General features: G+C 62.3%; 20 protein-coding genes and 1 pseudogene. 10 read left to right on the top strand and 11 right to left on the bottom strand.

The annotated features are described in order from the left end of the window. Positions 1–87: 87 nt before the first annotated feature. The 7 genes from ACQ651_RS18500 to ACQ651_RS18470 all read left to right on the top strand — a co-directional run bounded on the left by ACQ651_RS18500 (position 88) and on the right by ACQ651_RS18470 (position 7,358). Complete coding sequence (locus ACQ651_RS18500) at positions 88–1,608, top strand: ABC transporter substrate-binding protein (RefSeq protein ID WP_430450095.1); 1,521 nt, start codon at positions 88–90, stop codon at positions 1,606–1,608. A gap of 31 nt (positions 1,609–1,639) precedes the next feature. After that, complete coding sequence (locus ACQ651_RS18495; RefSeq protein ID WP_375550873.1) at positions 1,640–2,557, top strand: ABC transporter permease; 918 nt, start codon at positions 1,640–1,642, stop codon at positions 2,555–2,557. A gap of 10 nt (positions 2,558–2,567) precedes the next feature. Then, a complete protein-coding gene (locus tag ACQ651_RS18490; protein WP_430450094.1) occupies positions 2,568–3,464 on the top strand; it encodes an ABC transporter permease in 897 nt (298 codons plus the stop codon). Between the two features lie 11 nt (positions 3,465–3,475). Then, positions 3,476–4,483 carry a dipeptidase gene (locus tag ACQ651_RS18485; protein WP_430450093.1) on the top strand — a complete coding sequence of 336 codons (1,008 nt, stop codon included), beginning with the start codon at positions 3,476–3,478 and terminating at the stop codon, positions 4,481–4,483. Positions 4,484–4,641: 158 nt separating this feature from the next. Continuing rightward, positions 4,642–5,565 (top strand): ABC transporter ATP-binding protein, encoded by a 924-nt coding sequence (locus ACQ651_RS18480; RefSeq protein ID WP_227287957.1) that lies wholly within the window; start codon positions 4,642–4,644, stop codon positions 5,563–5,565. Between the two features lie 11 nt (positions 5,566–5,576). Continuing rightward, positions 5,577–6,578, top strand: coding sequence for an ABC transporter ATP-binding protein (locus ACQ651_RS18475; protein WP_430450092.1), 1,002 nt, complete (start codon positions 5,577–5,579; stop codon positions 6,576–6,578). 168 nt (positions 6,579–6,746) lie between these two features. Further along, entirely contained in the window at positions 6,747–7,358 is a 612-nt protein-coding gene (locus ACQ651_RS18470; protein WP_227287955.1) for a cupin domain-containing protein, read from the top strand. A gap of 461 nt (positions 7,359–7,819) precedes the next feature. Here the strand turns inward: ACQ651_RS18470 and ACQ651_RS18465 are convergent, their stop codons facing one another. From ACQ651_RS18465 to ACQ651_RS18415, 11 genes and pseudogenes are all read right to left on the bottom strand, one after another. Next, positions 7,820–8,839 (bottom strand): IS110 family transposase, encoded by a 1,020-nt coding sequence (locus tag ACQ651_RS18465; protein ID WP_430449423.1) that lies wholly within the window; start codon positions 8,837–8,839, stop codon positions 7,820–7,822. A 152-nt stretch (positions 8,840–8,991) separates the two neighbouring features. Continuing rightward, positions 8,992–9,243: a hypothetical protein gene (locus ACQ651_RS18460; protein ID WP_430450091.1), complete on the bottom strand. Its 252-nt coding sequence runs from the start codon at positions 9,241–9,243 to the stop codon at positions 8,992–8,994. A gap of 179 nt (positions 9,244–9,422) precedes the next feature. Continuing rightward, entirely contained in the window at positions 9,423–9,713 is a 291-nt protein-coding gene (locus ACQ651_RS18455; RefSeq protein ID WP_430450090.1) for a hypothetical protein, read from the bottom strand. A 69-nt stretch (positions 9,714–9,782) separates the two neighbouring features. Further along, positions 9,783–10,001: a hypothetical protein gene (locus tag ACQ651_RS18450; RefSeq protein WP_430450089.1), complete on the bottom strand. Its 219-nt coding sequence runs from the start codon at positions 9,999–10,001 to the stop codon at positions 9,783–9,785. A gap of 382 nt (positions 10,002–10,383) precedes the next feature. Then, positions 10,384–11,517, bottom strand: a pseudogene (locus ACQ651_RS18445) (IS3 family transposase). 61 nt (positions 11,518–11,578) lie between these two features. After that, entirely contained in the window at positions 11,579–11,704 is a 126-nt protein-coding gene (locus ACQ651_RS18440) for a hypothetical protein (protein ID WP_430450359.1), read from the bottom strand. Between the two features lie 60 nt (positions 11,705–11,764). Continuing rightward, positions 11,765–12,535, bottom strand: a complete 771-nt coding sequence (locus tag ACQ651_RS18435; protein WP_430450088.1) for a hypothetical protein — start codon at positions 12,533–12,535, stop codon at positions 11,765–11,767. 269 nt (positions 12,536–12,804) lie between these two features. After that, complete coding sequence (locus ACQ651_RS18430; RefSeq protein WP_430450087.1) at positions 12,805–13,572, bottom strand: class I SAM-dependent methyltransferase; 768 nt, start codon at positions 13,570–13,572, stop codon at positions 12,805–12,807. Then, the gene (locus ACQ651_RS18425) at positions 13,569–14,387 is read right to left on the bottom strand and encodes a glycosyltransferase (protein ID WP_430450086.1); all 819 of its coding nucleotides are present in this window, start codon (positions 14,385–14,387) and stop codon (positions 13,569–13,571) included. Before ACQ651_RS18425 ends, ACQ651_RS18430 begins: the two co-directional genes overlap by 4 nt. Then, entirely contained in the window at positions 14,384–15,181 is a 798-nt protein-coding gene (locus ACQ651_RS18420; RefSeq protein WP_430450085.1) for a PEP/pyruvate-binding domain-containing protein, read from the bottom strand. The genes ACQ651_RS18425 and ACQ651_RS18420 overlap by 4 nt, the downstream gene beginning before the upstream one ends. A gap of 4 nt (positions 15,182–15,185) precedes the next feature. Continuing rightward, positions 15,186–16,994 (bottom strand): PEP-utilizing enzyme, encoded by a 1,809-nt coding sequence (locus tag ACQ651_RS18415; RefSeq protein WP_430450084.1) that lies wholly within the window; start codon positions 16,992–16,994, stop codon positions 15,186–15,188. A gap of 200 nt (positions 16,995–17,194) precedes the next feature. Here ACQ651_RS18415 and ACQ651_RS18410 point away from each other — a divergent pair, with 200 nt between their 5' ends. From ACQ651_RS18410 to ACQ651_RS18400, 3 genes are all read left to right on the top strand, one after another. Continuing rightward, entirely contained in the window at positions 17,195–17,401 is a 207-nt protein-coding gene (locus tag ACQ651_RS18410) for a hypothetical protein (protein WP_430450083.1), read from the top strand. A 61-nt stretch (positions 17,402–17,462) separates the two neighbouring features. Beyond that, positions 17,463–18,455, top strand: coding sequence for a hypothetical protein (locus ACQ651_RS18405; protein ID WP_430450082.1), 993 nt, complete (start codon positions 17,463–17,465; stop codon positions 18,453–18,455). 16 nt (positions 18,456–18,471) lie between these two features. Then, positions 18,472–19,068, top strand: a complete 597-nt coding sequence (locus ACQ651_RS18400; RefSeq protein ID WP_430450081.1) for a 3'-5' exoribonuclease domain-containing protein — start codon at positions 18,472–18,474, stop codon at positions 19,066–19,068. The last annotated feature ends 73 nt before the right edge of the window (positions 19,069–19,141 follow it).

Here is a 19,141-nt window from a genome sequence, read left to right as displayed (position 1 = left end):
TTCACAAGAGCCAGCTTGCAGAGCCCAAGAAGTTAGTCACCTAAAAAAGGTGCAGGCACTCTGCCCGTCTCGAAAAGGGAGCAAAAAATGATCGGAACATTGCTAAGGAAGACGGCCACGGTTGCGCTGGTGTCGGCGTCGTTGCTCGGTGCAGGTGCGGCGGATGCGGAAACCATCACCATTGCCCAGAATTTCGATCCGCAAACGTTGTGGCCCAACGGCACGACGGCTTCGGACAATCTCAACGCGGGTTCTGCAATGGTCGAGGCGCTGTTCTGGCAAAATCCCGCCACCGGCGTGATCGAACCGTTGCTGGCGACCGGGGTGGAGATGGTGTCTCCCACCGAAGCGCTGGTTGCTCTGCGCGAGGGTGTAAGCTTTACCAACGGCGAGCCGATGAACGCCGACGCTGTCGTGCATTCCATCGAGATCTTCATGGATGAAGATCAAACGCCAGCCTATTCGCGGGTGTCGAACTTGTTTGCGTCGGTCGAAAAGGTTGATGACCTTACTGTTAGGATCATGCTTTCGAACACCTTTCCCGCTTTCATGCTGGCGCTCAGTCAGATCTCGGTGGTGCCGCCGGCATACTGGAACGAGGTCGGGCTGGAAGCCTACGGTCAGAATCCGATCGGCACAGGACCCTTTGTCTTCGAAAGCTGGGTACGCGACGACCGCTTGGTGATGTCCGCCAATCCCGACTACTGGGGCGAGGCTCCAGCGGGGATTACCGAGCTTGTGTGGCGCCCGGTCCCTGAGGACTCGGCGCGGCTGGCGGGCCTTCAGACGGGCGAATTCCAGGTTGTAAAGGATCTGCCGGTGTCGGCGATCCCGGTACTCGAGAACGAGGGTAGCGTGTCACTGGTAACGGTTCCCAGCTACCGCATCTATCAGATCGGTCTGGCGTCGCACGAACAGTATGTGAGCCCGCTGCAAGACGTGACGGTCCGGCAGGCATTGAACTATGCGATCGACACGCAGGTGATCATTGACGCACTGTTCTTCGGCCGGGCAATCCCTCTGCATGGACAGGTGTTGCGCGAGCCGCAGCCCGGATTCAACACCGATCTTGATGACTACGGCTACGATCCTGAGAGAGCGCGCGAGATGCTCGCAGAGGCGGGGTATCCGGACGGCTTCGATATCACGTTCAAATGTCCGTCGGGTCGCTATGCGCAAGACCGTGAGGTCTGCGAGGCGGTGGCAGGGATGCTGGCCGAAGTCGGCGTCAGGGCAGAACTGATCTTGCTGGAGCCGGGCGAGTTCCTGCGCCAATTGCGGACCATGGAGCTGGCACCGATGTATTTTGTCGGGCTTGCCCCGCAGGACGATCCAGGCTTTCAAGCCTCGCAGTATCTTTCCGACTGGCGTTACAGCCCGATTGCGAACGCCGAAATGGATGCCTTGATCGAAGCCGGTGCGACGGAGGTCAATCCAGAGGTACGTGCGCAAATCTACCGTGACCTGATGGCGCTGATGCATCAACTGGCACCGATTGTCTTCCTGTATGGCGGCGTCGACATTTACGGCGTCGACGCGCGGCTCACGGGCTTCCAACCCCGAGGTGATGGACGGATGTTCTTCTACAACGTCGCGCTCGAAGAGTAACCGCTGAAACTGTGAACGAGGTTACATCGGGATGCTGCGATACACGGTCCGAAGGCTGATCCTGACCATACCTGTTGTCTTTGGCATTCTTGTAATCTCGTTCATGCTCACCCGACTGAGCGGAGACCCGACTGACCTTATTCTGCCACCGGATGCGCCGGACTCTGCCCGAGAAGCCTTTCGCAGGATCAACGGGCTGGATCGCCCACTGATCAGCCAATTCGGCACTTTTGTGGTCAACGTGTTTCGGGGCGACTTTGGGAATTCTCTGCGGTTCCATGAACCAGCGCTCAGCTTGGTCATGGAGCGGATGGGCGCGACAATGGAGCTGGCGGTGGCCGCGATGGCAATCGCTATATTGGTTGGGATACCGACCGGCGTTGTCGCAGCATACATGCGCAATACACCCGTTGATATCAGTGTGCGAGGCGTGTCCCTCCTTGGCCAGGCCATGCCCTCTTTCTACCTCGGTATCCTTTCGATCATCGTTTTCGCAGTCTGGCTGCGGTGGTTTCCATCGGGCGGGCGCGGAACATGGCTGCATCTCGTGTTGCCCGCGACGACGCTTTCGTTTCAACTCATCGCGCTGATAGCGCGCGTAACGCGCTCTTGCATGCTGGACGTGCTGGGCCAAGACTATATACGTACCGCCCGCGCCAAGGGTCTGAGTGAACGTCGGGTGGTCTGGCTTCACGCGTTACGCAACGCCTTTATCCCTGTTTTGACAGTGATCGGCTTACAGGTCGGTTTTTTGCTGGGCGGCGTTATCGTGACCGAGACGGTCTTTTCGTGGCCCGGGGTAGGTCGGCTGGCCGTGCAGGCGATCTATGCGCGCGACTTTCCAGTCGTGCAGGCGGTGGTGTTCTTGTTCGCGATGATCTTCGTTCTGGTGAACCTTATCGTCGATCTTCTCTACGCCGCGGTTGATCCCCGCATTGGCTATAGGTGAGGATCCTGTGATGACCGACACCGCTTCTGCCGCACGGGACCGCAAGCCCAGCCAGTTCCGGCTGGTTATGACACGCCTGCTGCGAAAGAAATCCGTGCTGTTCTGCGGCACGATGCTGCTGATCGCGGTGTTCTGCGCTTTGGCCCCAGGGCTGATTGCACCGCAAGATCCATATGACCAGTCACTGATCCTGCGGCTCAAACCACCGAGCTTCATGGAGGGAGGGCGTGACGGGCACTTTTTGGGCACCGACCACCTGGGACGCGACACATTGAGCCGTATCATCTATGGCGCGCGGATCACCCTGCTGGTCAGTCTTCTGGCAGTGGCCGTTTCGACGGCGACTGGCATCGCCGCGGGCGTGGCTGCAGGGTTCTATGGCGGGCGCACTGACGCAGTAATCTTGCGGCTGATCGACATGCAGCTGTCCTTTCCAGTAATCCTTCTGGTCATTGCCGTCGTAGCCGTTGTGGGCCCATCGCTGACCAATCTCGTCATCATCATGGGTCTTTCCGGCTGGCCGCGGATGGCGCGCATTGTGCGGGGCGCGGTGCTTTCAGTCAGAGGGCTGGAATATGTTGACGCCGCGCGCGCAATAGGTGCGGGAAGCATGCGGATCATGGCCTACCACATCATGCCCAATATCCTGTCGGCCATCATTGTCTATGCCAGTTTCGAGCTCGCGAGGATGATCTTGCTGGAAGCGACACTCAGCTTTCTCGGGTTGGGTGTGCAACCGCCTACACCAACCTGGGGCGGCATGATCTCGGACGGGCGCGATTACATCACGCTGTCACCATGGGTTTCGCTGTTTCCGGGTCTGGCCATCGGAATAGTGATCCTGACTTTCAATATTTTGGGTGACGAACTACGCGACGCGCTCGACCCGCAACTGAATCACGAGTGAGGACAGACTTCATGACTGCGAAAGACCCTGCCGCCCTTCGTATCCAGATTATCGACGGCTTGAACTGTGCAAGATTGGACCGGGCGCAGTTCGAAAGAACATTGGCCGGCGGGATCGCCGCCTTCAATCTGACTGCCACGCGACCCGACACAACGATAGATGGCACGCTCGAAAGCCTCTCCGAACTGATGCACATCGTCGAAGCGGAAGCCGACATCGTCACACTCGTGCGGTCCGTCGCGGATATCAAACGGGCGGAAGCAGACGGCAAGCTGGGGATCATCATCGGAACCCAGGATTCAAGCTTCATGGATCATGATCCGAATTTGCTGCGCGTCTACAAGACGCTTGGAATGCGTATCTTCCAGCCGGTTTACAACAGCCAGAACCGGTTCGGGTGTGGCGCCTTGGTGAAACCCGATACCGGCCTCACCGAAACCGGACGGGAATGGGTTTCCTTAATGAACCAGCTGGGGCTGCTGATCGATTTGTCGCACTGCGGCTACGATACCGCACAAGACGTCATGTCCGCGTCAACGCAGCCTGTGATCTTCAGCCATTCCAACGCGCGGGCGCTGGTGAATTCGCCACGGAATATTCCTGACGATCTTGCCAAACAGGCCGCGGACGCCGGAGGCACTGTGGGCGTCACGATGTGGCCCCCTTTGCTGAACATCAAGAGACGACCAAGCCTGGATGATTTCGCCGACCATATTGGCCACTATCTGAACCTTGTGGGCGAAGACCATGTGGCCTTTGGTGGCGACCTGTCAGAAGCGACCAAAACCCTTGAGGATTGGCTTGCCTTGTATGGGCCTGAACCAATCTGGCCTGAGGTTACCGGAATCTTGGGGCCTTGGTATACCTATGAGAACCGGGCAACGCCAGGGTTCGAGACGATGGCCGAGGCCCAGAACCTGGTACACACGCTGTCGCGGCGCGGGCACCCGGACCGTGTGATCGAGAAAGTGATGCGTACCAATCTGCTGCGGGTCTACAGCACGGTCTGGGGCGAATAATGCCAACCAGCCCGGCACCGACCGATGGCCACCCGGTTTCCAGTCCTCATGCCCCGGCAGGAGCATTCGCCGAGGAAATCGGCCGGTCGGTCCTGACGGTCAAGGGCCTCACGACCGAACTGCGCGTCGAGGGCGGGCCGATCCAGGCCGTGAAGGACGTGTCCTTCGATCTGAGGGCGGGCGAAACGCTGGGCATCGTCGGGGAAAGCGGCTGTGGCAAGAGCATGACGGCACTGTCAATCATGGGATTGCTGCCGCGCCCGATTGGCAAGATCGTCACGGGCTCCATAATGCTCGAAGATGTCGGCGATTTGGCCCAATTACCCGAAGCGCGGATGAAAGCTGTGCGCGGCGACGACGTGTCGATGATCTTTCAGGAACCTATGACATCGCTCAATCCGGTCTTCACTGTCGGGTTCCAGATATGCGAGGCGATTCAGACTCATCGGCCGGTCGGTCGCACGGCGGCCCGGGCCAAGGCCGTCGAGATGCTGGACCTGGTTGGAATTCCACTGCCTGAGCTACGTTTCGACAGCTACCCGCATCAGTTGTCCGGCGGGATGCGGCAGCGGGTGATGATCGCCATGGCTTTGGCCTGCGAACCCAAGATCATGCTCGCAGACGAACCTACGACGGCATTGGACGTCACCATCCAGGCGCAGATCCTGAACCTCATGAACCGGCTCAAGCGCGAGACCGGCACCTCGATCCTGCTGATCACCCACGATCTGGGCGTGATCGCCAAGATGGCCCAGCGGGTGCTGGTCATGTACGCGGGCGTGGTCGTCGAGGAGGCGCCGGTGCGCTCGCTGTTCGGCCAACCGCTGCACCCCTATACCGTGGGGCTTCTCAAATCGATGCCAAGCGCCAACCGACGCTCCGGGCCGCGACAACGGCTGCATACGATTCAAGGCGTGGTGCCCAGCCTGAACGCATTGCCGCGCGGCTGCCGCTATTCGGACCGATGCCCCGATGTCCATGACCGCTGTCGCCAAGCCGAACCACCCCTTGCAGCGCCCGATGACGCGGGGGATACCGCGACTGCGCGCAAAGTGCGCTGCTGGCTGCATTGCAAGACATGAAAGACCCTACCATGCCCCGATCGGCACCATCTCACAACATGCCCCCGCTGCTGGAAGTGCGTGGTCTCCGGTGCCATTTCCCGGTTGGCGGCGATTTCCTGGGCCGCGCCACGCAATCGGTCAAGGCCGTGGACGGCGTTGATGTGTCGATCTTCAAGGGTGAGGCGCTGGGACTGGTCGGGGAAAGCGGCTGCGGAAAGACCACTATGGGGCGCAACGTGGTTCGGCTGGACGAACCGACCGAGGGTGAGATCCTGTTCGAGGGTACCAACATCGCCAATCTGCGCGAACACGAGCTGCGACGGTTTCGGCGCGAGATCCAGATCATCTTTCAGAACCCCATGTCCTCGCTGAACCCGCGGATGACGGTGGGCAACATGCTGATGGAGCCTTTGCGTCTGCATCGGATTGGTGAACGCGCTGCCTGTCAGCGCCGGGTCCAAGAATTGCTGGATCTGGTGGGGCTGAAGTCCGAGCATCATGACCGCTATCCGCATGAATTCTCTGGCGGGCAACGACAGCGCATCGGAATCGCTCGGGCGCTTGCGCTGAACCCCAAGCTGGTGGTTTGTGACGAGCCGGTCTCGGCGCTGGACGTGTCTATCCAGTCGCAGATCATCAACCTGCTGATGGATTTGCAGGACGAACTGGGCCTATCATACTTGTTCATCTCGCATGACCTGAGCATCGTCGAACACATGTGCGACCGTGTTGCTGTAATGTACCTTGGGAGGATCGTCGAGATTGCTCCGACCGAAGATTTGTATCGCCGCCGCCTCCATCCCTACACAAACGCGCTCCTGTCGGCGGTGCCGGTGCCCGACCCTACGATCGAGTCTGAAGAGATCATCTTGGAAGGTGGGGTGCCGTCACCGATCGACCCGCCGCCGGGCTGCCATTTCAGCACGCGCTGCCCGTTCGTTACCGAGGCTTGCTCAGCGCAGACGCCCGAATTGGTGGAGCGGCACCCAGGACATTGGGTTCGCTGCATTCGCATCGACGAGATAACTTGAAATGCGTTGGGCGCAAGCGGTGGCCGTCAGAAAAGGAGCGGCCCAAGCTATAGAAAACGGGCATGGTGTCTGATCGCATCAGTCAAAATCACACTGGTGCATTTGTGAAATAATCAGTATTTTTTTCACGTATACCGAAAGGTAGCGTAGCGACGCTAAGGATGAAAAATGAGTTACAAGGACAGTTCGGAACCAGTCAGAGAGCTTTCGTCGGAAACGCGAAAGGAGGACTTTGCGATTGGATCCCATATTCGGCACCTCCGGCAAGCGCGCGGTATGTCGATCAAGGCGCTGGCTGAACGGTCGGGGCTCTCGATCGCGCTCATCAGCCAGATCGAGCGGGGGATATCTTCCGCATCGGTCCGGGTGCTGGCCAAGCTGTCCGACGGGTTGAACGTGGCGATTTCCGACATGTTCGAACAGGGTTTGAATCAAGCGGGCGCAGACAGCGTCGTGGCGCGCAAGAAGGATCACCAGCGGATTGAATTGAATCGCACCGGAATCACCAAGGAATTACTGACGCCGTTCAACACCGACCCGCGGCTAGACATCTACCTGATGACAATTGAGCCGGACGGTTCCTCCAGCGACGAAGATTTCACCCATCAGGGAGAGGAGGCTGGGGTCGTTCTGGAAGGCGGGATGGAGTTGTTTGTCGATGGCAAGCTCTATATTCTCGGCGAAGGCGACAGTTTCCGCTTCGCCAGCAGCCGCCCACATCGCTACCTCAATGCCGGGCGAAAACCCGCTCGAGTCATGTGGGTTAACTATCGAGACTGACAGGGGGTGGTCTGTACCAAGGAACAGATGTCCGTTCGGCCTTATTGAATTTGGAGACTCTGCACATGCGGCAAACGACGGTTTTCCGCCTTTGGTCCTTTCCGCTGTTGTCGTGAAGCGAACAAAACGGCGGTTCACGTCAAAAACATCAACGGCAGCTTCGTCCCGCTCTGCCGACCTCGGGCTGCGCATCGATCTCGCGGACGCGGCGAATGGCCTGTGTGGATGGCTCCTGCATAGCAAGTCCTTTTTGATCTGATTTGTGCATTTGTCAGAAGCAGTCATGTGTCCGGCCTGTTTGCGCGGTTTTGACCGCTGGCCCTGATGGGTTCCGCAACCCAGGTCCCTAACAGCTTCGCGGGCTATGATGCCCGGGCCATTCGGCGGGGTGTCCTGGTTTTGGCGGCTGACTTATGCACCATCACATCGCAGGTCTTGCTAACTCTTTGTTCCTTCTGCCGTTATACTGTTCGCGGGTTGTAAGGTTCGTTGCGAGTTAGCACCGCCCAGACGATCCGGGCCGTCTTGTTCGCCATGGCTACGGTGGCAACGCGGGCTGGTTTGCGTTCAAGCAATGACGTCAGCCATTTGCTGGCACGTTCCGGGTGCGACCGTGTTTGTCGGACAAGTGATGTCATGCCCACGACAAGCAGTGATCGCAAATACTGGTCGCCCATCTTTGTGATCCGCCCCAGCTTCTCTTTGCCGCCGCTGGATTTGTTTGCGGGGGTCAGACCCAGCCAGGCAGCAAACTCTCTGCCGTTTCGGAACTGATGCCCGTCGCCGATACTAGCAATGATCGCGGAAGCCGTTACCGTCCCAACGCCAGGGATCGTGCGCAACAAGCGGACACGCGCATCTTCTTTAGCGACCTGCTTCAGGCGATCTTCGTACCACCGAACACGCCTGTGAAGAGCCATGAGCTGTTCGGACAGGTTGCAGACCACCTCATTGGCGATGTCTGGCAAGTCGAGGATTTCGCCCAGGGTGATGTCTTCGGCAAACCCGATCACGCGGGCCAGCCCTCTTGGAATGTAAACGCCAAACTCGGCGGCCAGACCACGCAAACCGTTGATCAATTGCGTCCTTTGACGAACAAGAAGGTCACGCGCCCGGTGCAGCGACAGCAATGCTTGTTGCTCAACCGTCTTGATAGCCACAAAACGCATTGTCGGTCTGGTTACGGCTTCGCAGATCGCCTCAGCATCAATAGCGTCTGACTTCCCGCGTTTGACATACGGCTTCACATATATCGGTGGGATCAGTCGAACCTCGTGACCCAAAGCGGTGAGTTCACGGGCCCAATGATGCGCACTGCTGCAGGACTCCATACCAATCAGACAAGGCTCTAAGTTCGCGAAGAAAGGCAGAAACTGCGTCCGCCGTAGGGGCTTGTTGAACACCACCGCTTCAGTCGCAGTGATCCCATGGACTTGGAAAACGTTCTTGGCCAGATCAACGCCGATTGTGGTAACTTGCATGGGGTGGCTCCTCTCATAAGCAGATTTTTGACACCTGCACTATGGCGCATTGCGACGCCGGTTGGAGCAGGAGCCATCCACCCCATCAGGTTCGGTGAAGCTGCACTGCGGCGCGGTCTGGCAATATGAATGGCAGGAATGGGCCGCATGTGCTAACAGACACGGTTTTCGTAGATCTCGCCGTCTGTCCCGACATCAACGACAAAGTGCTCGGAAACTTCATTCACTCTTTCTTCGATGCAATTTGATAGGTCATCAGCGGAAATACGGCATAGCTGAGCGGCGCGGGCGATGGTCAGAGCCGTGGTTGCAAAGTTCGCATTGTCTTCATCAAGCACGGTTCGAAGAAATTGCTCTGTGTCACTGTCGTACTCAGGCCAGCCATAGACTCTCGCCTGCTCCAAGTAGGTTCCGGCAACCGCCGTGCAATTGGCAATGCGGGTGTCAACTCGATTGATCTCACGCTCAGCCTAACCTGCTGGGGGAAGCAGCCGGTACATCCCATTAGTACCAAATGCTGCGCATCGCACCAATGTCGGCTCTTCGGGGTCGAACGACAAAGGTGTCGAAATCAAATCGCGTGTTATCCCCGCCCTCGTGCTCGTGGCTGAGGCCCAAGTAACTCAGTCCCCTGCAGAAACTCCCAGAACTTGCCATCGACGGCCGAAGATGCCGATGTGTGGACTCCGTCGAGTGCACCAGATGCCAAAGCGGGAAGAACTTCCGCCCACGGCATCTGTATCGGGCTTGCCCCTAATTTTTGATAAAAGCTGGTGCCAAACGGATCGAATGTTCGGATTTTCATGCCGTCCATGTCGGCTAGTGAGTTAATTGGAATGCTGGTATGAACATGGGTCCAGGTGTCACTTGGCACTTAATTGTAAGACTGCGGCCGTTTTTTGTACGTTGGGCAGTTAATTTGAGACCACGAGCATCTCCAGTCTCAAATTAACTGCATCTGGCGAGGGCCTGGTAGCCCGAACGCCGTGTTGATCAGATGGTCGGTTTCTTCCATGAACCGGTTTCTGTTGTGCCCAAAGGTATGCGCCTGAAGTATCTGCAGCATTTCCGGGCCAGCCCGCTCGACAATGGCGACGCCTGCCAGAAGCGCCGGTCGGACACCCGCAACAGGCGGCAGGGCAACGGGAAGGCGTTGGTTCATGCGTAGACAGCATCCACATCGAAGTCCGGCGCCCAACCCAAAGAGCACTCAGCCACATATGTAGAAAGCGCCGAGAAGGGCACCCGCATCCAGCAGTGGTCTTGTTTCAATCAGAACGAAGACCGTCAGAAATTCTGCTATCAGAATGAATAGGAATTGACTCAGCGCCCTAAGCGGGATCCAGCGCCACTTTGGCGCTAAACGCAGGGCCACCGTCCCAACGAATAGCATCTTGACCTACCAACTCCGAGATGCGGTGTCGGAGGAAGCTGTTTGTGTACTGTGTAATCGCGAGGACGCCAAGAAAGAAGCTGACGACCTCAGCTGGTCCTAGTATCCTGCACAGTTTCTCGGCCCTGCTAAGGTATATCGGGTTGTGTACTCAGGCCGCTTTCGTCAGTTCGATCCTCACTAAGTATGCCTCATCGGGGGTCCTCAGACCAAGTGCCGAGTGCGGGCGCTGGCGGTTGTAGAAGTCGATCCAACTGTCGACGACCCGCCCAGCCTCGAAGCCATCCGCGATATCCTGAAGGTAGACGGCTTCATATTTCATCGATCGCCAAAGCCGTTCAATGAAGATGTTGTCCATGCAGCGGCCGCGGCCGTCCATGCTGATCCGCACCCCGGCCTCGGTCAGAGTCGTGATCCACGCTGACCCGGTGAACTGGCTACCTTGGTCGGTATTCACGATCTCGGGCGGGCCATGGCGACGGATCGCCTCGTTCAGCGCCTCGACGCAGAAGTCCGCGTGCATCGTGTTCGAAAGCCGCCAAGACAGCACCTTGCGCGTCGCCCAATCCATGATCGCCACAACGTAAAGGTAGCCACGGCTGACTGGAACGAACGTGATGTCAGCACACCAGACCTGGTTCGGGCGGTCGATGGTCATGGTCCGCAGCAGGTAGGGATGGATCGGATGCGCCGGGTGAGGTTGGCTGGTCTTTGGCCTGCGATAGACCGCCTCCAACCCCATTCGACGCATCAGCCGCCGGATCCGGTGCCGCCCGACCGACAGGCCGTCACGCTTAAGCATCGCAACCATTTGTCGGCTACCGAAGAACGGATAGGCCGTGAACAACCGGTCGATCGACTTCATCAATGCCAGCGTGTCGTCGCGAACCGGCACGGGTCGATAATACAGCGACGACCGGCTGATCCCCAGGATGCGGCACTGCGCGCTCAGGCTGAGCTGCGGATGATCGGGCTGGACGATATTCTTGCGACGGCAGGGGCTCATGTCTTGAGCCCTTTGGCTAAAAAATCGTTCTCCACCGCCAACCTCCCGATCTTGGCGTGCAGATCCTTCAGCTCCGCTTCTCGGTCCACCGCGCCACCCGCCTTTCCGGCGAACACATCCGACAGGCCCTCCATTGCCTGCTTCTTCCAGGCACTCACCTGTGTCGGCAGCAGCCCGTGCCGCGCCCGCGATCTCCTGCACCGTCCTGTCACCACGCAGCGCTTCCAGCGCCACCTGGGCCTTGAAATGATCCGTAAACTTCCGTCGCTTCCGCGCCATCGTCATATCCCTTCGTCGTTGGGATACACCTTAGCTCACTGTCCAGTTTTCCGGGACCAGCTCAGAACGCCTTTCGACAGACCTCCGCAACCGGCGCGCCATCCATGCCTTGCTTCAGGCTGAACGCCTGTATCGCGCGTCCGAAAACCTCGATGCCTTCATCGGCCTCGCTCCTCTCCCGGCCCATGGGAAGACCAGCCGGAAACTTTGGCTTCAAGCTATCCAGTTCTCAGGGGCAGAGTAGGCCTCAGATGGGCTCTCCGGTCAGATCGGCATCGAGAACCGACCGGAGCGACCGCGCTAGCCGCAACGGGGCATAGGTGTCCCCCTTAGCGCGCCGTAGCCGGAACGTCGGGACGCGGTCGAGCGACAGGGCCGCGACGCCTGATCGGCGCACCGCGCAGGCGTCCAGACCCTCTATCCAGGCGGGCCTGACGTGCTTCGCCATTCCGGTGAGCGCATCCGAGACCGTCGCGGATGGGCCGGACACCCGCTCCAGCACGCCGCCCTGTGCGGCGTTGTCGAACGCGCAGGTCACGATTGCAGCGAGCGGACCCGAGAAGACGGGTCGGTCGTTGAGGAGGGGTGCGATCTCCGAGACGTGGATCCGTGTCTTCCCGTCCGATCCGAACCCGCGCCCAGTCCTCGCTGCGAGGGACCGCAGCACCTTGTGCTGAGAGATTGTGCCCTGACCGATGCGCAGCGTCTCCGGCAGGGAGACGACGCCGACCGGGTCGCCCGGCAGGAGCAAGATGTGGTCATTGGCGACGAACGCTGCGCGCTGCGACAGGACGAAGTCCATACAGAGGCTAGTCTTTCCGGCCCCCTTCGGACCAACGAAAGCGACGATCCGGCCGTGCCCGCCGACCGCGGAGGCATGAAGCTCCGCACCGCCCGCCGCCAGCACACGCGCCTTCAGGACCGTCGAGACGACCCGGTAGAGGGCGATGTAAGACGCGAGCGGGTCGAGCGAGATGACCAACTCGACCCTCCGGCGCGACACGGGACGAAGCCGCATGCGGCCCGTCGCCCAAGTAGCCGGCCCACCGGCGAGCCGCCGGCCTAGTATGGCTGTGTCCCCGGTGCCGAACAGAGCTTCTCCATCCGCTGGCAGGTCGGAAAGGGCGCAATCCGTTAGAAGGGTCACGACGAGATCCGCGGGCCGCCTCGACATAGTGGCCCAGGAACCGCACGTCTCGCGCTCTAGGAAGACAGCGAGCTCGGCTTGGTCGCTCTGGACGTCGAACCGCAGACCACCGATCTCGAAGGGTAGGCATTGCCATCCGCTCATCGCTCGAATGCCAAGTGCAAGAAGGCGGGGGCGACGGTTCGCCACCGCCGCAGGTGCTTGTTCGCCACGACGTCTGTCGCTGTAGGTCGCGGCTCCGTCAGGTCGGCCAAACGTAGCCCCGCAGCTAGGAAGGGGGCGAGCGTATCAGCCAGCGTCCTCTCCTGCCGCAGGACCACAAAGCCGGGCTTACCGCGCTCTTGCGCACCCTGGAACCGGACCGTGCCAAGAACGTCGCGGCGGGAATCGTAACTCAGGAGTTCCAGGATCCTACGCCCCTCGGACTTGCTCCAGCGCATGCCGCTATGGCTGAAGCAGGGATGCAGAAGCGCGAGGCATAACCTCCCACCGGGGCGCAGCACGCGCGCCGCGCCCGCTGCCAGGGCGTCGAGATCACGTGCGCTCATTACTACCATAAAGCCTATGACGAGGTCCATGCTACCATTCGAAAGCCCAGCCGTGGGCGCGTCGGCCGGGACGGTCTCATATCGGATCGCGGCGTCGCCAGTCGCAGCACGCGCGGCTGAGATCATCTCCGCGGACGGATCGAGCCCGACGATCCGCGCTCCAGCGGCGCGTAGGCGGCGCGTCATCTCCCCGTCACCGCAGCCGACATCCACCACGTCGAGCCCGTCTAGCGGCCCCAGAAGGCGCAGGAAGGCGGGCCAATTGTATTCTTCGCGGACCCGGTCGTAGCCGGCCCGCAGCTGCGCGCTCCAGTCCACGGCGCTCGCGTCCCAACCGGAGGGGCGGCCTGCAGCCGTCACGCCCTTCCCCCAAGCCCTGCCGTCGCCGCGCGATGGGCGGCCTGCCAGAGCTGGTCGGCCTCGGACAGCGGTGCCGCGAGGTCCCAGGGCTTCGGACGCTTCTGCTCGCGCCCCGCCCAATGGATGAGCCGGATGAACGGGCGCAGCTCTGCGAAGGCGTCGTCGCCATCGAGGTCCGGATGGCCCGCAATGTACATGAAGTTGTAGATCTCAGGGAGCGCGGTGACGCGTAGCGTCGAATGGCGTTCGAGATACGCGTTTATCAGAGGCTGATCCGCCCAGTAACCGGCCCCATCCCGCTCCTTCGCGATCATCTCGTCGGCGACCCCATGACATAGGAGCCGCCGCCCGATCACCATCAGCCCGGAGTTGAATCGCCCAGCCGAGGGTTTGCGGCAGGGGACGGCGGCGAAGTCGCAGTCGAGGAACAGAAGTTCCCCAAGGTCTCCCGTGCAGAGCATATCGCAATCCATGTAGATCACCCGCTCCATGTCGGTTTGCCGAAAACTCTCGAGCGCGAGATACGCCGAGCGGTGGGTCTCCGCCTCTAGCGCGCCATCATAGGCGGGGCGCCAGGCGCATTCCACGAAGGCAACGTTCGGGTGGCGGGCGTGCAGGCGGGCCCGCCGGTCGTCATGGAGTCGGGTCCTGTCGCCGCTCTGGAAAACGCGGACAGGCATTCGGTCGAAGGCCGGAACCTCTGCGCGCAGCGAATGCAGCAATGTCTCCAGACCAGGCAGGAAGCGGTCGTCGCAGACCGTGCAGATTGCCGTCCGCGGGACGCGCAGCAGAAGCGGCCGGGCGTCTTCGCTCATAAGCGCGTGGTCGCGCGGGTCGTCACCGGGCGCGACTGCAGCAGGGTCAGCGTCTCACGGCCCGTGTCGTCGCGCAGGAAGGCGAACTCGATGTCAGCGCGGAGACCCACGGCGGCGTCGTGCCGGTCCGCCAGGTCCATTAGGGCGTCGAGGCGCGTGCGCGTCAGGATCTCGGCCCGCGACCCGCCGCGGCGGGTCGCACCGGTGAGGCGATCGATCATCGCCACCGCTGTCGCCCAACCTTCGACGACCTCGTGGCAGGGCCCTGCTGTCGCCTCTACGCTGAGCTGCGACGGGTCGGCGGTCAGCGGGTCGCAGGTGAACAACACGCCCGAGACCTCTGGCCGAACCATCTCCTGCAGGATGACGGCGTCACCCGGCGCCCCGTGCTTCGCCCGCCCGGCGGGGCCGAGGCGCGCCCGATAGGCGGCCATGACGGGGCTTTCCAGGCTGTCCGCGACGCACTGCATCGCGTAGGCGAGCGCGGCCCGTCCCGTGACGTTCAGGACCGTGAGGCCCAGCCCCGCCCCGGCGCAGGCAGCCCTGTCCTCGATTGAGGAACTGGAACGCACGGCGAGCCGCGCGTCGCTACGGCGACCCACGAGGAAGGCCTCGGCGAGGTCGCCCAAGTCTTCGGGTTTGGCACGCGCAGCCTCCGCAGCGGGCACGATGGCGAAGTCGGGAACTTGCATCCCATTCCGTAGAAGCGCCAGGAGACCTTGTGCCTTGCCGCCCGAGGCCGGAAATTCTCCGCTCAGGATATGCGGCGGATGGACCATCTGGATGTGCTGCATGGCGTCAGGCCTCTCGTTCTATCTGTTCGATCCGTCCGGTCGTGCCGTCGATCTCCACGATCTCGCCCGGACGGAACCGAGCCGTCGCATCCGCGACCCCGATGACCGCAGGCTTGCCGAACTCGCGGCATAGGATCGCGGCGTGCGACAGGACGCCTCCGAACTCGCAGACGACGCCCGCTATCCCGGAGAGACTGACGCACCAGGAGGGCGGCAGCATACCGCAGACCACGATCGCGCCGGGCGGCGCGTCCGCGAAATCCTCGATTTGGGAAACGAGGTGGACCGGCCCGCGGCACATCCCCGCGGAGGCGCCCTGTCCCCGCAGCGCGGAGTCCGAGGTCCCGGTGCCGCCGGCATCCGCCACGGCCTCGCTGGTGACGCCGAAGAGGCAGATCATGATCGGGTCGCCGATGCGGTCGGGGATCGCACCGAGAAACCGGTCCGGTGGGGGCGCGGCCTCAATCGCGGTCATGACGCTGCGCGCCTCGTCGAGCCGCGCGGCCCAGCGCGGCGGCCGGCCGCGCCCAGTCCCCGCCGCCCAGTCGGCGGCCGCCTCGAAGATCATCTCGCCCAGCGCCCAGCGGTCTAGCAGCACCACGTCGTCGGCCGCGTCCAGCCATCCCATGTTGTGCAGGAGGCCGCCCAAGTCCCGCAGGCGACGCCAGAACACGGACTGGAAGCGGTGCTCGATGTGGAGGTTGTGGTTCTCCAGGTAGGGCGTCACCCGCCGCGCTCGCGCATGCGCCGCGCGAAAGCCATCGCGCGCCTCAGGGTCCGCGATCAGCGCGAGACTGCGTTCCAGCAGGACGGCTGGATCGAGGTGCGCCTCGGTCGGCTGCGGGCCGCGGCGGATTGCTTCGCGGATACGGTCAAGCACGATCCCGGGGTTGTCGTTCCAGACGCGGTCAAAATAGGAAAAGCCGATCCCGTCCGAGTAGTCGAACCAGTCCGCCCGCGCGGCCTCGAGGGCGGCGTACCAGAGCCCGAGATCGCGCGCCTCGCCGCCGCGGGCCGTGAGCGCGGCGAAGTCGTCGGCGGCGAGCACCGCGTCCGCGACGTCCAGCTCGTGCGCCAGGCGCGCCAAATTCTCGATCTGGCGGTGCGGTTCGTAGAGTTCGAGGTCTCCCATGCGCAGCAGGGCGTTGACTGTCGCTGGGTCCGCCGACGGGAAGGCGGCCTCGAAGGCCTGCGAGAACCGGAGCAAGCTCAGATAGCTGATGTTCAGCAGCTCGAAATGGTACTGGTAGGCCTGGAACAGGCTGGCGACGAGGCGGGCGTGGAACTGGCAGAGGTCGTGGCCTGAGGAGAGGCCCGTCCCGCCGAGGGCGCGAGCATCGCTCTCGATCTCGTCCAACCTCGGCAGGGGGAGGCGCGCGAGGTCGTCGATGAGCGCGTCGACCTTCCGGCGCCAGTTCGCCTCGTATTGTTCGAAACGCTCGAATACATATGCCGTGCGCCGTTCAAACACTGGCGCGCGGTCGGCAGCAATAGCCTCGGCCGGCGGCGCCACCGGAGAGAAATAGACGCGCCCGAGGTGGACGCGAACGTCGATGCCGTTCGACATCGGGAAGGCCAGGAGGCGGGTATTGACCTGGCCCATCGCCAGCTTGATCGCCTCCGGGACGATTGTCTCGAACGGGTAGATCGGCTTGGGGTGGTGGATGTCCTCGCGGAACCAGAACGCGTCCGAGTCCGTCCCGTCTCCGTCGAAGCGGAGATGGGCGGGATAGAGGAAGGCGGCGCGGCGCGCGTCGAGCGGAGCGCCCGACCGGGCCGGCGAAGGAGCTTGGATTTTCGACTTCGCGAGCATGATCGAAGCCTAGCAGCGCCTGGGGCCGCTAACAGGCCGCTTTCGTTGCGCCCGGCCGGGATCGGCCACGTATCGCCGATTTGCCAACGGATTGCGGCAAAGTTCTGCACATCGGGCCGGCGCGGGATCCGCCGCGTGACGGCTGCGGGCCCATCGTGCAGGATAGTCGGGAAACCGAAACGAGAGAAGGACTACAAGAGATGAACAAGTTCGCGATGGCAGCCGCCGGCCTCGGCCTCGCCGTGGGTGGATCCGCCCTGGCGTCCGGCGCGCCGCTCAAGTCCCTGACGAACCCAACCGTCGAGCAGGAGACATCCGGCGGAGCGCCGTTATTCGTCGAGGATGGCAGCGTCTACGTGACGGCCTCGGCCAGCGAGGCCGGCGGCGGCGGCCCAGATTACGCCTGATACTCCGGCGGCGGGCCCAGCTGGGCCCGCCGCATCCCGAGCCGCGGGGAGGCGGAACCTCATGAACTCGACCGCGCAGCATCTCCCGCTCGCAATGCAGGCCCTGCGCGCTTGGGCCGCGGGCGCGCCCCTGATCCTGGATGTATCGCCCGGGGAACGCGAGGCGATGGCCCGCCTGCGTATCGAGACAGCTTTCGAGGATCCGGCCGCGCCGTCGCCGTTCCAGTCGCTCTACCGGATCGTCTTTGCCCGTCAGCGCGCCGCGGCCGAGGCCGTGCGGGCGGATCTCGCCCGCCTGAGCACGCCGAGCCGCTTCTACAAGGGCGCCGCCATAGTGCAGGACGTCCTTGGGGGCGAGCCGTTCAGCCTGATGCGAGATGTCGATCTCGTGGTGCCCTCCGACCGCGCCTCGCTGGCGCGCGCCGTGCTGAGGCATCATGGCTTTCGGCAGGCCGACTTCGATACTGCCGAGCGCGCGCTGCGTTCCTATGATCCCCTGAAGGTCGCCGCCTACGAGGACGACAGCTACGAACTCTATGCCTTCTCGCGGATCGAGCGGTTTCCTCTGCCGGAACTGCTGGCAGGTTGCCCCGAGCTCTGGCAGCGCGCGCCGATCTGGTTGGATGGGGACGAGGTCCTGCTACTCGTCACGCTGGACGTCCACCTGCGTGCCGCACAGGACATCCCGGCCGAGCATCTCTGGAGCGGCCCCGAGGACCGTCCCTTCGTTGACCCCTCGGTCGAGGCCTGGCTGCTGGCGACCCGCTATTACCTCGACATCGCCAGACAGCGGCCTCGGCCGGTCCTCAGAGACCTCTTCTACCTAGCCCGCCTGTTCCCGCAGGCAGAGATCGACCGCTGCGTCGCGCTTGCCACCCGGCACGACAGCCTGCCCGCCATGTTCTATACCTACGAGTTCCTGCGCCGTCTCGGAATGCCCGGCGCAGCGCTTCCGGAGACGGTGCTGACGGACGGCAACCGCCGTAACGATTTCGGCTGGCAGTACGGACGGCTCTGGGGCGGCGTCGACGGCGCACCGTCTCTGGCGGCCTGACCCCGGAGGCCGCATCATGACAGAGAGGACCAGCTACATCGTTGTGGACATCGAGACCGACGGCCCCGAGCCCGGCGTCCACGCGATGCGAAATCTTTCGGCCGTCGCGACGGATGCGGACGGCGTCGAGACCTCCGCGTTCTCGCGCAACCTAGCGCCGCCCAACGGCACGACGCCTGACCCGGACACCCTGTCCTGGTGGCAGACACAGCAAGCCGATATCTGGGCGCGGATCAACTTCGACCCCGTCCCGCCCGCGCAGGGCATGGCGGCCTTCGCCGACTTCGTGCGCGCAGCTGAGGGGCGCCGCCTCTTCGTCGGCCATCCGCTTGCATTTGATGGACATTGGGTCGGGCATTACATGGAACGGACCCTCGGCCAGGGACTGATGCCGTTTCACGGGACACGGAGCCCACTGTTTTTCGGGGCCGGGATCGACCTTCCGTCCTTTGTGTCGGGGGCGCTGAACATCGATTACGCGCTCTGCCGGCACGGCCGCTACCCGCCGGAGGTCGCATCTGATCTGCCGCACACCCATCACGGGCTCGACGACGCCCGCGGCCACGCCGACGTGCTGCGAAAGACGCTCCGAATTCTCGGCCAAAGGGCATGACCCGGATATGCCCGCCTGATGACCGCCTCGCTGGTGCGGTCGGGCGGGCACTGGGACGGCGGCCGCGGCCCGG

It is taken from the genome of Rhodophyticola sp. (genome assembly GCF_965284195.1).
Lineage (GTDB): Bacteria > Pseudomonadota > Alphaproteobacteria > Rhodobacterales > Rhodobacteraceae > Rhodophyticola.
The sequence above is the reverse complement of the archived record's forward strand: the minus strand, read 5'-3'. Positions and strand labels throughout refer to the sequence as shown.

Excerpts from the sequence above, each read along its gene's own strand:
- ACQ651_RS18500 (WP_430450095.1), top strand. The coding sequence starts at position 88 with ATGATCGGAACATTGCTAAGGAAGACGGCCACGGTTGCGCTGGTGTCG.
- ACQ651_RS18495 (WP_375550873.1), top strand. The coding sequence starts at position 1,640 with ATGCTGCGATACACGGTCCGAAGGCTGATCCTGACCATACCTGTTGTC.
- ACQ651_RS18490 (WP_430450094.1), top strand. The coding sequence starts at position 2,568 with ATGACCGACACCGCTTCTGCCGCACGGGACCGCAAGCCCAGCCAGTTC.
- ACQ651_RS18485 (WP_430450093.1), top strand. The coding sequence starts at position 3,476 with ATGACTGCGAAAGACCCTGCCGCCCTTCGTATCCAGATTATCGACGGC.
- ACQ651_RS18475 (WP_430450092.1), top strand. The coding sequence starts at position 5,577 with ATGCCCCGATCGGCACCATCTCACAACATGCCCCCGCTGCTGGAAGTG.
- ACQ651_RS18470 (WP_227287955.1), top strand. The coding sequence starts at position 6,747 with ATGAGTTACAAGGACAGTTCGGAACCAGTCAGAGAGCTTTCGTCGGAA.
- ACQ651_RS18465 (WP_430449423.1), bottom strand. The coding sequence starts at position 8,839 with ATGCAAGTTACCACAATCGGCGTTGATCTGGCCAAGAACGTTTTCCAA.
- ACQ651_RS18450 (WP_430450089.1), bottom strand. The coding sequence starts at position 10,001 with ATGAACCAACGCCTTCCCGTTGCCCTGCCGCCTGTTGCGGGTGTCCGA.
- ACQ651_RS18440 (WP_430450359.1), bottom strand. The coding sequence starts at position 11,704 with ATGGGCCGGGAGAGGAGCGAGGCCGATGAAGGCATCGAGGTTTTCGGA.
- ACQ651_RS18435 (WP_430450088.1), bottom strand. The coding sequence starts at position 12,535 with ATGCGGCTTCGTCCCGTGTCGCGCCGGAGGGTCGAGTTGGTCATCTCG.
- ACQ651_RS18425 (WP_430450086.1), bottom strand. The coding sequence starts at position 14,387 with ATGAGCGAAGACGCCCGGCCGCTTCTGCTGCGCGTCCCGCGGACGGCA.
- ACQ651_RS18420 (WP_430450085.1), bottom strand. The coding sequence starts at position 15,181 with ATGCAGCACATCCAGATGGTCCATCCGCCGCATATCCTGAGCGGAGAA.
- ACQ651_RS18415 (WP_430450084.1), bottom strand. The coding sequence starts at position 16,994 with ATGCTCGCGAAGTCGAAAATCCAAGCTCCTTCGCCGGCCCGGTCGGGC.
- ACQ651_RS18410 (WP_430450083.1), top strand. The coding sequence starts at position 17,195 with ATGAACAAGTTCGCGATGGCAGCCGCCGGCCTCGGCCTCGCCGTGGGT.
- ACQ651_RS18405 (WP_430450082.1), top strand. The coding sequence starts at position 17,463 with ATGAACTCGACCGCGCAGCATCTCCCGCTCGCAATGCAGGCCCTGCGC.
- ACQ651_RS18400 (WP_430450081.1), top strand. The coding sequence starts at position 18,472 with ATGACAGAGAGGACCAGCTACATCGTTGTGGACATCGAGACCGACGGC.